Raw genomic sequence first — 12477 nt, forward strand, 5'->3', positions numbered from 1 at the left:
CTGCGGCTGATCAAAAACCGGTCCACCTTGCGGTGGGCCGGTTTTTTGCCGTTCGGGCGCTCAACGCCACTGCCAGGCGTGGTCGACCGGCCCGATCCCGGCGCCCAGCGGGAAGCCGGCGGCGATGGCCCCGGTCACATAGCGCTTGGCGGATCCCACGGCCTCGGGGACGCCCACGCCCTGGGCGAGGTACGTGGCGATGGCGCTGGCCAGGGTGCAGCCGGTGCCGTGGGTATGGCGGTTTTCGTGGCGGGTGGCGCGGAACCAGTGCTCATCGGTTCCGTCGGAGAGCAGATCCACCGGTGCGCCGGGCAGATGGCCGCCCTTGATCAGCGCCCAGCGCGGCCCGAGGGCCAGGATGGCCCGCGCGGCGTCCGGCAGGTCCGACTCCCCGGTCACCTTGACGCCGGTGAGCTGTTCGACCTCGTCCAGGTTGGGGGTGGCGACGGTCGCGGTGGGCAGTAGCCGGGTGCGTACCGATTCCAGCGCCTCGGTGGCCAGCAGCGTGTCACCGTGCTTGGAGACGCCGACCGGGTCGACGACGACCGGGGCTTCGAGTCCGTCCAGCAGTTCGGCGACGGTGCGCACCAGTTCCGCGGAGGAGAGCATGCCGGTCTTGACCGCCTGGACCCCGATGTCGTCGACGACGCTGCGGAATTGGGCGCGCACGGCCTCCGCGGGCAGTTCCCAGGCGCCCTGCACCCCGAGCGAGTTCTGCGCGGTCACCGCGGTGATCACGCTCATGCCGTGCGCACCGAGCGCCTGCATCGTCTTCAGGTCGGCCTGGATGCCCGCGCCGCCACCGGAGTCGGAACCGGCGACGGTCAGGACACGTGGAGGAATCCTCATAACGACCGAACCTAGCCGGTCAACGTTCAACGGCCCGTAAACGGGCAGCGAACGTCAGGCCTTCCGGCGGATCTCACATCCGGTCGCGGGCCCGCGGGCACACAAAGCCGCTGGACGCACCGGTAACCCGGCGCGGCCCGCGGGACCCTACTCCCCGAAGTGGTCGAAGCCTCCGGCCCGCTCCCAGGGCGCGCCGTCCACCGTCACCTGTGGCCCGGCCGTGCCCGCCGCCAGTACCTCGCCGATCACCCGCCAGCGCGCGGGCAGCTTGGCGTCGGGCGGGAACGTCGCCACGATCGCGTGGTCCTCTCCCCCGGTGAGCACCCACTGCAGCGGATCGACACCGACCGCCTGGCCGATGTCCTTCATCTGCGCGGGTACGTCGATGTCGCCGGACTTCAGGTCGATGCGGACACCACTGGCCGTGGCGATGTGTCCGAGGTCGGCCACCAGGCCGTCGCTGACGTCGGTCATCGCCGTCGCGCCCAGATCGGCGGCGGCCGGGCCCGCGTGGTACGGCGGTTCCGGTCGCCGGTGCGCCTCGACGAAGGCGCGAGGGCTGCGGAAGCCGCGGGACAACACCGCGAATCCAGCCGCCGACCACCCCAACCAGCCGGTGACCGCCACCATGTCACCGGGCCGGGCGCCGGACCGGGTGACGGGCTGGCGATTGCGCAGGTCACCCAGCGCCGTGATGGCCACGGTGATGGTTTCTCCACGCACCACATCACCGCCGACCACGGCCGCGCCCGCCACGTCGCACTCGTCGCGCAGCCCGTCCATCAGTTCCATCGGCCAGGTCGCCGGCAGTTCCGCGGGAACGACCAGGCCGAGCAGCAGCGCGGTGGGTACGGCTCCCATGGCCGCGATATCGGCGAGATTCTGCGCCGCCGCTTTGCGGCCGACGTCATAGGCTGTGGACCAGTCCCGCCGGAAGTGCCGCCCCTCAAGCAGTACATCCGTGCTGGCCACCACCCGCCGGTCGGGCGCGGCCACCACAGCCGCGTCGTCGCCGGGCCCCAGCCGAACGGCCGGGGTGGCGGTGAGCCGGGAGGTCAACTCCCTGATGAGCCCGAACTCCCCCAGCTCACCCACGGTCCCCTTCATCCCACTCGCTCCTTCAGCAACACCTTGTGCAACGCAGTCCCCTTCACCCGCGGGCCGTCGGCCGCCTTGGCCGTCGGCTCGTCAATCCGCCGCACAGGAACGTCCCCCATAGCCTTAAGGCCATGGGAAGTGCCCCCTTCGCCGCGCCGTGCGCGCCGCGCGGGTCTCCCCGCTGCACGCGACGACGCGGTACGGTTGCCGTCCCCTTCCCACATGATCCTCGTAGCCGCCGTGGAGGTTCCGTGGTACAGGCGTACATCCTGATCCAGACCGAGGTCGGCAAAGCCTCGGCCGTAGCGGAGGTGATCTCCAGCATCCCCGGAGTCATGATGGCCGAGGACGTCACCGGTCCATACGACGTGATCGTGCGCGCCCAAGCGGAGACAGTGGATGAACTGGGTCGCATGGTGGTCGCCAAGGTCCAGCAAGTGGACGGCATCACCCGCACTCTGACCTGCCCGGTCGTCCATCTGTAGCCCCGCCTATGCTCGGTCGGTGAGCTCATCCACCCGCCGGCCGCACCGTTTGTCCAAGTTGTTCCGACTGGCTCGCCTTTATGACTCACTGCCCGTTGCCGCCGTTCTACTGGCGGCGACGGGCTGTTCGTCCAACGCCTCGTACATCGTTGCGGTGCCGACCCCTTCGGCCGCCCAGGCAGCGGTGTGCCGTGCGCTGCACAACGCGCTGCCGAAGACGGTCAACGGGCTGGCCCGGCATCCCACCAGCCCGGCGTCGGACTTCACCGCCGCGTGGGGCGACCCCGCCATCGTGCTGCGCTGCGGCGTGCCCACACCCGATGTCCTCAACTCCGGCAGCGAACATTACAACCCGACCACCGAGGCGGCGTCGATCAACGGCGTGGACTGGCTGCCGGAAAAGCAGTCGGACGGCAGCGTGCGCAACACCACCACGTTGCGCAAGGCGTTCGTGGAAGTGACAATCCCGGCGAAGTACACCGGACCGTACGGTGACATCAGTGCGCTCACCGATCTCGCCGACGCCGTCAAGAAGTCGGACCCGCCGGGGCTTTAACGGCTGGTCGCCACCGATGCCCCGGCGGTACGGCGCACTTAGCGCAGGCCCGTCGAGCGGCGCAGCGCGGCCTGCAGCAGCCGGTCGATCAGCTCCGGGTAGCCCACTCCGCTCTCCTGCCACATCCGCGGGTACATCGAGATCGGCGTGAAGCCCGGCATGGTGTTGATCTCGTTGATCACGAACTGGCCGCTGTCGGTGAGGAAGAAGTCCGCGCGCACCAGACCCTCGCAGGACGCCGCCTCGAACGCCGCGACCGCCAGCCGCCGCACCTCGGCGGTCTCCTCGGCGGTGAGCGGCGCGGGGACAACACCCTCGGCGGAGTCGATGTACTTGGCCTCGAAGTCGTAGAACTCATGGGCGGTGACCGGCGGAATCCAGGCCGGGACGCTGGCCCGCGGGCCGTCCTCGAACTCCAGCACCCCGCACTCGATCTCGCGCCCCGACAGCAGCGCCTCGACGATCACCTTCGGGTCGTGACGGCGTGCTTCCGCCATCGCCGCGTCGAGCCCGGAGATCTCGTCGACCTTGCTGATGCCCATCGACGAACCCGCCCGCGCCGGCTTGATGAACACCGGCCAGCCGTGCTCGGCCGCGAAGTCCACCACCTTCCGGCGGGCCGCGACCGGGTCCTGCTCCCACTCGCGCGGCCGGATCACCTCGTACGGGCCGACCGGCAGCCCGAAGGAGGCGAAGACCCGCTTCATGTACTCCTTGTCCATGCCGACGGCGGAGGCGAGCACGCCCGCGCCGACGTACGGGACGCCGGAGAGCTCCAGCAGGCCCTGCAGGGTGCCGTCCTCGCCGTACGGGCCGTGCAGTACCGGGAAGACGACGTCGACCTCGCCAAGCGCCTTGGGCACCGCACCCGGTTCGGTGTAGACGATCTCGCGGTTGGCGGGATCCACCGGGAGGACGACGGAGCCGTCCGGTGACTCGGCTAGCTGTTCGACGTTCGGCAGCGCGCGGTTGGCGATGGCCATCCGCTCCGGGTCGTCGGCGGTCAGCGCCCAACGCCCTTCGGTGGTGATGCCGATGGGCAGGACGTCGTACTTCGCGCGGTCGATGGCACGCAGTACCGCGCCCGCGGTGAGGACGGAGATGGCGTGCTCGGAGCTGCGGCCGCCGAACACGACGGCAACCCGCGGCTTACGCGGCGGCTGCTCGGTGCTGTGGGGAGAAGGCATGTTGCTCATGTCGCTGTGACCCTACCGTTCGGTTCCGGACAGACTAGCGACGCTCGGCTTTGGCGGACCGCGACATCAGCTCCTTGAGCGCCACGAGCGGCGGTTTGCCCTCGTGCACGATCTCCACCACGGTCTCGGTGATCGGCACCTCGACACCGTGTCGACGGGCCAGATCCAGCACGGATTCACAGGATTTGACGCCTTCCGCGGTCTGCTTGGTCACCGCGACCGTCTCCTCCAGCGTCATACCGCGGCCGAGGTTGCGGCCGAAGGTGTTGTTCCGGGAGAGCGGCGAGGAGCAGGTCGCGACCAGGTCACCCAGACCGGCGAGGCCCGCGAAGGTGTGCGCGTCGGCGCCCATCGCCAAGCCGAGACGCGTGGTTTCGGCCAGTCCGCGGGTGATCAACGACGCCTTGGCGTTGTCGCCGAGCCCCATGCCGTCGGCGATGCCGACCGCGAGCGCGATGACATTCTTCACGGCTCCGCCGAGTTCGCAACCGACCACGTCGGTGTTGGTGTAGGGCCGGAAGTACGCGGTGTGACAGGCCGCCTGCAGCCGCTGGGCGACCGCCTCGTCGCGACAGGCGACCACCGAGGCGGCGGGCTGCCGGGCCGCGATCTCCTTGGCCAAGTTGGGCCCTGACAGCACCGCGACGCGCTCCGGACCGGCCTTGGCCACCTCCTCGATCACCTCGCTCATCCGCTTGGCGGTGCCGAGTTCAACGCCCTTCATCAGGCTGACCAGGACCGCGTCGGGCGGCAGCAGGGGGGCCCACTCGGTGAGGTTGGCGCGCAGCGTCTGGGACGGTACGGCGAGGATCACGAACTCCGCGTCGCGCGCCGCCTCCGCCGGGTCGGTGGTGGCCCGTACCCCGGGCGGCAGTTCGACGCCCGGCAGGTAGTCGGGATTGGTGCCGGTGCTGTTGATGGCATCGACGGGGGCGGCGCGGCGACCCCACAGGGTCACCTCGCAGCCGGCGTCGGCGAGGATCATCGCGAAGGCCGTGCCCCAGGATCCGGTGCCGTACACCGCGCAGCGCGTCGTCACTTACGCTCCACTCTTTTCTGCGTTCCCTGCGTTGTCCGCGTCGTCTGCATTGTCGGCGCTCCCGGCGCTCCCGGCGCTCTCGGTCACCGTCTCACGTCGAGCCGTCTGCCTCGCGCGGGCCGACCTGCGGTGGTCGTAACGCTCCGTGGGCGCGGGCTCACCACGTAGCTCGGCGAGCAGCTCGGTGATCGCGTCCATGATCGCTTCGGTGGCGCCGCGCAGGTTCTCCGCGGTGGGCTCCAGCCCGTAGTACGCGGACAGGTCGACCGGCGGTCCGGCCAGCACCTTGAACGTCTTGCGCGGGAACAGCTTCAGCTTGCCGTAGGGCGGCAGCGCCTCATTGGCGCCCCACTGCGCGACCGGGATCACCGGCGCCTTGGTGAGCAGGGCGACCCGGGCCGCGCCGGTCTTGCCCGCCATCGGCCACTGATCGGGATCGCGGGTGAGTGTGCCCTCCGGGTAGAAGGCCACGCACTCGCCGGAGTTGATGGCCTCGACGGCGGCCCGGAAGGCGTTGGCCGCGTCGGTGGACTCCCGGTAGACGGGGATCTGGCCGATGCGGCGCAGCAGCGCGCCGACGAGCGGGGCCTTGAAGAGGGCGTACTTGGCCAGGAAGCGTGGGACGCGTCCGGTGTTGTACTGGAAATGCGCGTACGAGAACGGGTCCAGGTACGAGTTGTGGTTGACCGCGGTGATGAATCCGCCGTCCGTCGGAATGTTCTCCATTCCGCGCCAGTCCCGCTTGAAGAACACGATGAGCCATGGTTTCGCGATGACGGCGGCCAAGCGGTACCAGAAGCCGATTCTGCGGCGGGACACCAGGACATCCTCCTCGATTGGCGCTGCCCTCGGTTTCATCTGGGCTTTCGGACAGCCGCACAAGTTTCGCCCCAGGCCCGCGCTCTGTCGAGAAGCACCCGCCGTAAGGGGTTCGCGGCCGGTGGCGGCGGGGACGGTACCGACACCGTAACGCGGGTTGCCGAGGCCGTCGCGACCGCCCACGGGGAGAATGACCGGATGCGCAGCCAAAGGGTGTGGGATCTCGTCATACCGCTCAAACCGTTGGGCCTGGCCAAGAGCAGGCTGGCGGCCACCGCGGGCGACGATCTGCGGCCCGGACTCGCCCTGGCGTTCGCGCAGGACACCGTGGCCGCCGTGCTGGCCTGTGCGGTGGTACGGGGGGTGTGCGTGGTCACCGACGATCCGCTGGCCGCGACCGAGCTGTCGGCGCTTGGTGCGCGGATCGTGCCGGACGCCCCGGCGGCGGGCCTGAACGCGGCGCTGGCCCATGGCGCCCGCGCGGTGCGGTCCGAGCGGCCGGGCGCCGCGGTCGCGGCGCTGAACGCCGATCTTCCGGCGCTGCGCCCCGCGGAACTGGAATCGGTGCTCGGTTCGGCCGCCGAGGCCGAGCGGGCGTTCCTCGCGGACGCGGCGGGCATCGGCACCACGTTGCTCACCGCGTCCGGCGGCGTCCCCCTGGCCCCGGCCTTCGGCGGCCCCTCCCGGGCCCGGCACCGCGCTTCCGGCGCCCGGGAGATCACCCTGCCCGGCGTGGACTCGGTACGGCGCGACGTGGACACCGCGGACGACCTACGCGCGGCCATCGCACTGGGCGTGGGCCCACGCACGGCGACAGCCGTCACCGCACTTCGCGCGTAGGCCCTTCCGGCGGATCCCCCACCGGCTTGCGGCGGCTTCAAATCCGCCGGTACCCACCATCGCGGTCACTCGCCGCCGCGGCGTTTTCTTCCGGGGCAAGCCCCAAACCCCCAGAAGCCGCGAGGGGGCATTGTGGACCCGGCCCCAGACGAATGGGGGTGTTAGGGGCTTGCCCCCCAACAAGGAACCGCCGCCGCGGCGAGCAACCCCGACGATGGAGACCGGCGGTCCCGAACGCACCGCAACCAGAACGGTCAGGCCCCCGCAAAGGCCCGGCGGTGCCCAACCGCCCCACAACGCGGCCCCAACCGCACCCGCACCCGCACCCGCACCCGCACCCCGGAAAGCGATCCCCCCGCTGGCAGCCGACTAGGCTGCCAGCCATGCAGGCGACTTCGTACACCTTCGACCCCGAGACCCGCTGCGGCAGCGTGCTGCTGGACGACGGCACGCCAGTGCCGTTCGACGCGGCGGCGTTCGACGCGGGAGGGCTGCGGCTGCTGCGGGTCGGGCAGCGGGTGCGCATCAGGGTCGAGGGCGAGGGCGAGGCGCGCCGCGTGGTCTTTGTGACGCTGCAGACGTTCGACGATCCCGGGGCCTGATCCACCGGCGACACGGCGCGGGCCGGGCTCCCGTCCGGGGGCCCGGCCCGTTGCGGCCTGAGGGGACTGTTCCGCTCGCTGCGGGTGGTCCGGCTACCTGCTCGCGGTCCGCTTGGCGGTGGTCTTGCGTGTGGTGGCCTTCTTGGCCGGAGCCTTCTTGGCGGTGGCCTTCTTCGCCGCGGCCTTCTTGGCGGTGGCCTTCTTCGCCGTCGTCTTCTTGGCGGCGGCCTTCTTTGCCGTCGTCTTCTTGGCGGCGGCCTTCTTGGCGACCGTCTTCTTCACTGCGGCCTTCTTGGCGGTGACCTTCTTGGCCGCCGCCTTCTTCGCCGCGGCCTTCTTCGCTACCGCCTTCTTGACCGTAACGCCGCCGGTGAGGCTGCCCTTGGGCGCCTTCTTCACCGCGACCTCGCCGCCCCTCGGCAGCTTCTTGGTGCCGCTGACCAGGTCCTTGAAGCCCTGACCCGCCCGGAAGCGCGGCACGGAGGTCTTCTTGACCCGGACGCGCTCGCCGGTCTGCGGGTTACGGGCGTAACGCGCGGGCCGGTCCACCTTCTCGAACGAGCCGAAACCGGTGACCGAGACCCGGTCGCCGCTGACAACGGCCCGGACGATCGCATCGAGAACGGCGTCGACCGCTTCCGCCGCCTGCTGCCGCCCGCCGACCTTGTCGGCAATCGCTTCTACGAGCTGCGCCTTGTTCACGTCTTCCCCTTCGGAAACTTTGCTGGAACGAAAACCGTGTCCAAGCAGATCAAGCTTTTTCGCACGTTAGGCAGATATATACCGCAAATCAAATACGAAACGGGCGAATCACCCTTGTGCCGCAACGAACTCGGCTCTCACTGAGTTCCGGGATCGGGGAACCGCCCCTCGTCTAAGTCCCGCATGAAGCGCTCCAACCGCTGCTGTGCGCCAACCACGTCGTGCTTGGCGGCGGCGGTGATGACGAGCAGCTTGCGGGTCATCGCCACCCGTACGTCGTCGGGGACTTGCAGTGCCCGCACTCGGGCATGCGCCACCTTCAGGCGTGCCGCAACGACCCCGTAGAGCTTGAGTTGGTCATCGCGGTCCATGTGCCAATTGTGCCATCTGAGGCGAGTTGTCACCTCCGCAGGGGTCAACTCGCCGTACGCCACACGCGTCCACCGCGCCCCACACGCCGAACGCGCCCCCAGCCTCGTGGGCCAGGAGCGCGTTGCGGATAGTACGTGTTGTACTGGGAAAGCGGGAGGTCAGACTTCCACCGTACGGGGCTTGTAGGCGGGCCGACTCGACTCGTACTCGGCGATGTCGGCTTCATGGCGCAGCGTCAGGCTGATGTCGTCCAGGCCTTCGAGCAACCGCCACCGTGCGTTGTCGTCCAACTCGAAGGACTGCGTTAGGCCTTCCGCGCGTACCTCGCGGGCCACCAGGTCGACGGTGATCTCGGCGGCCGGGTCGCTCTCCGTCAGCTTCCACAGCCGTTCGATGACGTCCTGCGGCACAACAACCGTGAGCAGACCGTTCTTCAGCGAGTTGCCACGGAAGATGTCCGCGAAGCGGGAGGAGAGCACGGTTTTGAAGCCGTAGTTCTGCAAGGCCCACACGGCGTGCTCGCGGGACGAGCCGGTACCGAAGTCGGGACCTGCGACCAGGACGGTGGCACCATGCCGTTCGGGCTGGTTGAGAACGAAGTCCTGGTCCTTGCGCCAGGCCTCGAACAAGCCGTCCTCGAAACCGTTGCGGGTGACCTTCTTCAGCCAGTGCGCGGGAATGATCTGGTCGGTGTCGACATTGCTGCGGCGCAGCGGCACAGCCCGGCCGGTGTGTGTGGTGAAAGCTTCCATGACCGCTCAGGCCTCCACGGGGGTACGGACGTCGGACAGATCGGCGGGCGAGGCGAGGTGGCCCAGTACCGCCGTGGCGGCGGCGACCTGGGGAGAGACCAGATGGGTGCGGCCGCCCTTGCCCTGCCGTCCCTCGAAGTTGCGGTTCGAGGTGGACGCCGACCGCTCCCCGGGGGCGAGTTGGTCGGGATTCATACCCAGGCACATCGAGCAACCCGCGTGCCGCCATTCGGCTCCCGCGGCGGTGAACACCTTGTCCAGGCCCTCCTCCACGGCCTGCAGGGCGACCCGTACCGAACCGGGTACCACCAGCATCCGCAGCCCGTCGGCGACCTTGCGGCCCTCCAGCACGGACGCGGCCGACCGCAGGTCCTCGATACGGCCGTTGGTGCACGAGCCGACGAAGACGGTGTCCACGGCGATGTCGCGCAGCGGCTGGTCGGGCCGCAGGCCCATGTACTCCAGCGCCTTCTCGGCGGCCAGCCGCTCGCTCGGGTCGGCGAACGACGCCGGGTCCGGCACCGCGGCCGACAGCGGCGCGCCCTGGCCCGGGTTGGTGCCCCAGGTGACGAACGGCGCCAGCCGCGCGGCGTCGATGTAGACCTCGTGGTCGAAGACCGCGTCGTCATCGGTGCGCAGCGTCTTCCAGTAAGCCACCGCCGCGTCCCAGTCCTCGCCCTCGGGGGCGTGCGGACGGCCCTTGAGGTAGGCGAACGTGGTCTCGTCGGGCGCGATCATTCCGGCGCGGGCGCCCGCCTCGATCGACATGTTGCACACGGTCATCCGGGCTTCCATCGACAGCTTCTCGATGGCGGAGCCGCGGTACTCGATCACATAGCCCTGGCCGCCGCCGGTGCCGATCTTCGCGATGATCGCCAGGATCAGGTCCTTGGCGGTGACACCGTCGGGCAGTTCGCCCTCGACGGTGATCGCCATGGTCTTGAACTTCGGCATCGGCAGCGTCTGGGTGGCCAGTACGTGCTCGACCTGGCTGGTGCCGATGCCGAAGGCCAGCGCGCCGAACGCGCCGTGCGTGGAGGTGTGGCTGTCACCGCAGACCACAGTGGTGCCCGGCTGGGTCAGTCCCAGCTGCGGGCCCACGACGTGGACCACGCCCTGCTCGACGTCCCCGAGCGGATGCAGCCGCACCCCGAACTCGGCGCAGTTCTTACGCAGCGTCTCCAGCTGGGTACGCGAGACCGGGTCGGCGATCGGCTTGTCGATGTCGAGGGTCGGGGTGTTGTGATCCTCGGTCGCGATGGTCAGGTCCGTGCGGCGCACGGTGCGGCCGCTGAGGCGAAGCCCGTCGAAGGCCTGCGGGCTGGTCACCTCGTGCAGCAGGTGCAGATCGATGAAGAGGAGGTCAGGCTCGCCCTCGGCGCGCCGAACGACATGGTCGTCCCAGACCTTCTCCGCGAGTGTCCGTCCCATCGCTTTCCCTCCGGTCGGCGTCTGCACCGACCTGCTCGTCCGAGTGCCGCGGCGTCCGGCCGCTGGTACGCGGGGGGTGTGCGGCACACCGCGATGCCGAACGCCGATCCGGCGTTGCCTTCCAGCGTGACGGCTTCCTCGGAAAATTGAACTTGCGTTTCACACTGTGAGACGTAAGTATCGTTTCATGGACAACTCTAGCGGCGTCGGCGTTCTCGACAAGGCAGCTCTGGTGCTCAGCGCGCTGGAGTCCGGACCGGCCACCCTGGCCGGACTGGTCGCCTCCACCGGCCTCGCCCGCCCCACCGCACACCGGCTCGCGGTCGCGCTGGAACACCACCGCATGGTCGCCCGCGACATGCAGGGCCGCTTCATCCTGGGACCACGGCTGTCGGAACTGTCCGCCGCCGCGGGCGAGGACCGGCTGCTCGCCACCGCCGGCCCCGTACTCACCCATCTACGGGATGTGACCGGCGAGAGCGCGCAGCTCTACCGGCGCCAGGGCGACATGCGGATCTGCGTGGCCGCGGCCGAGCGGCTGTCCGGACTGCGGGACACGGTGCCGGTCGGCTCCACGCTGCCGATGAAGGCCGGATCGGCCGCCCAGGTCCTGCTGGCCTGGGAGGAGCCGGAGCGGCTGCACCGCGGTCTGCAGGGCGCCCGCTTCACCGCCACCGCGCTGTCCGGCGTACGGCGGCGCGGCTGGGCCCAGTCCATCGGTGAGCGCGAGCCGGGTGTGGCGTCCGTCTCCGCGCCGGTACGCGGGCCGTCCAACCGCGTGGTCGCCGCGGTATCGGTCTCCGGCCCGATCGAGCGCCTCACCCGCCACCCGGGCCGTATGCACGCCCAGGCGGTGGTCGACGCGGCGGCCCGCCTCAGCGAGGCCCTGCGCCGGAACGGCTGACGCCTGGTCTTCGGGGGCTTCGGGGGATTCGGCGCCGCCGGGCTCCGCCGGAAGGTTGCTCGGCGTCGCGGCGGATTGAAGATCATTGGGGGCGAGCCCCCAATCCCCCAACGATGCCCGGCCTGCTCGGCATCAGGGGCCCGCCCGGAGAAGCCCCGTACAGCGCCGGGCACTTGAGTGCCGAGCCTTCACAGCAGCCGTACCGCCACAACGCAAAAGGCCTCCTGCTGAGCAGGAGGCCTTACCGTACCCCCGACCGGATTCGAACCGGCGCTACCGCCTTGAGAGGGCGGCGTGCTAGGCCGCTACACAACGGGGGCCCTAGCGATCCTTCACACGGCGCCAACCGCGTTGTTCACAGCATCGCCTCCGGGTGCGACCCGGATGGTGACGGTGTCAGGATCTGTACCCCCGACCGGATTCGAACCGGCGCTACTGCCTTGAGAGGGCAGCGTGCTAGGCCGCTACACAACGGGGGCTTGATCGAATTACGTCGATCAGCTGGGGTACCAGGACTCGAACCTAGACTAACTGAACCAGAATCAGTCGTGCTGCCAATTACACCATACCCCACCGAACTCAACCCCCCGGTGGAGGCCTTGTTTGGCGCTTACGCCCTCCGGTCCGGCCTTTTTCGGCCCGCCCGGGCGGCGCAGAAAGAACATTACCGGATGCCTGCCGTGGCGCCAAAATCGAATAGCCGGACCACCGACCGTGTACGGTGCGTGACCGCCGCCTTACCCCCCAGTGCCCACCACCAGGCCATCCCTCACAGGCGCCTGAACACTCCGTGACCGCCCGGCGGGAGGCTGCCTCCTCCCGCCCGCCGCAG

At 69.7% G+C, this 12477-nt stretch carries 14 protein-coding genes and 3 tRNA genes; 5 read left to right on the forward strand and 12 right to left on the reverse strand.

Annotation, left to right across the window (positions count from 1 at the left end; genetic code table 11):
* Nucleotides 1–60: 60 nt before the first annotated feature.
* Together thiD and P2L57_RS00255 are read right to left on the reverse strand one after the other, a co-directional pair.
* On the reverse strand, nucleotides 61–849 hold the full coding sequence (thiD, locus tag P2L57_RS00250) for a bifunctional hydroxymethylpyrimidine kinase/phosphomethylpyrimidine kinase (protein WP_275806308.1): 789 nt from the start codon (nucleotides 847–849) through the stop codon (nucleotides 61–63).
* 147 nt (nucleotides 850–996) lie between these two features.
* Nucleotides 997–1956: a thiamine-phosphate kinase gene (locus tag P2L57_RS00255; protein ID WP_275806310.1), complete on the reverse strand. Its 960-nt coding sequence runs from the start codon at nucleotides 1954–1956 to the stop codon at nucleotides 997–999.
* A 242-nt stretch (nucleotides 1957–2198) separates the two neighbouring features.
* Between P2L57_RS00255 and P2L57_RS00260 the strand changes: the two genes are divergently transcribed.
* Both P2L57_RS00260 and P2L57_RS00265 read left to right on the forward strand, forming a co-directional pair.
* Entirely contained in the window at nucleotides 2199–2432 is a 234-nt protein-coding gene (locus tag P2L57_RS00260) for an Lrp/AsnC family transcriptional regulator (RefSeq protein ID WP_275806312.1), read from the forward strand.
* A gap of 19 nt (nucleotides 2433–2451) precedes the next feature.
* Nucleotides 2452–2988, forward strand: coding sequence for a DUF3515 domain-containing protein (locus tag P2L57_RS00265; RefSeq protein WP_275806314.1), 537 nt, complete (start codon nucleotides 2452–2454; stop codon nucleotides 2986–2988).
* 38 nt (nucleotides 2989–3026) lie between these two features.
* On the opposite strand, the gene P2L57_RS00270 is transcribed toward P2L57_RS00265, so the two are convergent.
* The 3 genes from P2L57_RS00270 to P2L57_RS00280 are packed head-to-tail and all read right to left on the reverse strand — an operon-like array spanning nucleotide 3027 to nucleotide 6042.
* A complete protein-coding gene (locus P2L57_RS00270; protein WP_372515557.1) occupies nucleotides 3027–4184 on the reverse strand; it encodes a D-alanine--D-alanine ligase family protein in 1158 nt (385 codons plus the stop codon).
* Between the two features lie 34 nt (nucleotides 4185–4218).
* A complete protein-coding gene (locus P2L57_RS00275; protein ID WP_275806316.1) occupies nucleotides 4219–5223 on the reverse strand; it encodes an NAD(P)H-dependent glycerol-3-phosphate dehydrogenase in 1005 nt (334 codons plus the stop codon).
* The gene (locus P2L57_RS00280; RefSeq protein ID WP_275806318.1) at nucleotides 5224–6042 is read right to left on the reverse strand and encodes a lysophospholipid acyltransferase family protein; all 819 of its coding nucleotides are present in this window, start codon (nucleotides 6040–6042) and stop codon (nucleotides 5224–5226) included. It lies immediately after the preceding gene.
* A 198-nt stretch (nucleotides 6043–6240) separates the two neighbouring features.
* Between P2L57_RS00280 and cofC the strand changes: the two genes are divergently transcribed.
* Nucleotides 6241–6882: a 2-phospho-L-lactate guanylyltransferase gene (gene cofC, locus P2L57_RS00285; RefSeq protein ID WP_275806320.1), complete on the forward strand. Its 642-nt coding sequence runs from the start codon at nucleotides 6241–6243 to the stop codon at nucleotides 6880–6882.
* 383 nt (nucleotides 6883–7265) lie between these two features.
* Nucleotides 7266–7484 (forward strand): hypothetical protein, encoded by a 219-nt coding sequence (locus P2L57_RS00290; protein WP_275806322.1) that lies wholly within the window; start codon nucleotides 7266–7268, stop codon nucleotides 7482–7484.
* A 93-nt stretch (nucleotides 7485–7577) separates the two neighbouring features.
* Here the strand turns inward: P2L57_RS00290 and P2L57_RS00295 are convergent, their stop codons facing one another.
* The 4 genes from P2L57_RS00295 to leuC form a co-directional block, all read right to left on the reverse strand.
* Nucleotides 7578–8186: an HU family DNA-binding protein gene (locus tag P2L57_RS00295; RefSeq protein WP_275806324.1), complete on the reverse strand. Its 609-nt coding sequence runs from the start codon at nucleotides 8184–8186 to the stop codon at nucleotides 7578–7580.
* A 137-nt stretch (nucleotides 8187–8323) separates the two neighbouring features.
* Nucleotides 8324–8557, reverse strand: a complete 234-nt coding sequence (locus P2L57_RS00300; RefSeq protein WP_275806326.1) for an SCO5555 family protein — start codon at nucleotides 8555–8557, stop codon at nucleotides 8324–8326.
* A 159-nt stretch (nucleotides 8558–8716) separates the two neighbouring features.
* Nucleotides 8717–9310 carry a 3-isopropylmalate dehydratase small subunit gene (leuD, locus tag P2L57_RS00305; protein WP_275806328.1) on the reverse strand — a complete coding sequence of 198 codons (594 nt, stop codon included), beginning with the start codon at nucleotides 9308–9310 and terminating at the stop codon, nucleotides 8717–8719.
* Nucleotides 9311–9316: 6 nt separating this feature from the next.
* On the reverse strand, nucleotides 9317–10741 hold the full coding sequence (leuC, locus tag P2L57_RS00310) for a 3-isopropylmalate dehydratase large subunit (protein WP_275806330.1): 1425 nt from the start codon (nucleotides 10739–10741) through the stop codon (nucleotides 9317–9319).
* Nucleotides 10742–10928: 187 nt separating this feature from the next.
* Here leuC and ndgR point away from each other — a divergent pair, with 187 nt between their 5' ends.
* Complete coding sequence (gene ndgR, locus P2L57_RS00315) at nucleotides 10929–11645, forward strand: IclR family transcriptional regulator NdgR (protein WP_275806332.1); 717 nt, start codon at nucleotides 10929–10931, stop codon at nucleotides 11643–11645.
* A gap of 247 nt (nucleotides 11646–11892) precedes the next feature.
* Here the strand turns inward: ndgR and P2L57_RS00320 are convergent.
* The 3 genes from P2L57_RS00320 to P2L57_RS00330 all read right to left on the reverse strand — a co-directional run bounded on the left by P2L57_RS00320 (nucleotide 11893) and on the right by P2L57_RS00330 (nucleotide 12218).
* A tRNA-Glu gene (locus P2L57_RS00320) sits at nucleotides 11893–11965 on the reverse strand.
* A gap of 86 nt (nucleotides 11966–12051) precedes the next feature.
* Nucleotides 12052–12124, reverse strand: a tRNA-Glu gene (locus tag P2L57_RS00325).
* A 22-nt stretch (nucleotides 12125–12146) separates the two neighbouring features.
* A tRNA-Gln gene (locus P2L57_RS00330) sits at nucleotides 12147–12218 on the reverse strand.
* Between the last annotated feature and the right edge of the window lie 259 nt (nucleotides 12219–12477).

Source organism: Streptantibioticus ferralitis (assembly GCF_029223525.1).
Classification (GTDB): Bacteria; Actinomycetota; Actinomycetes; order Streptomycetales; family Streptomycetaceae; genus Streptantibioticus_A; species Streptantibioticus_A ferralitis.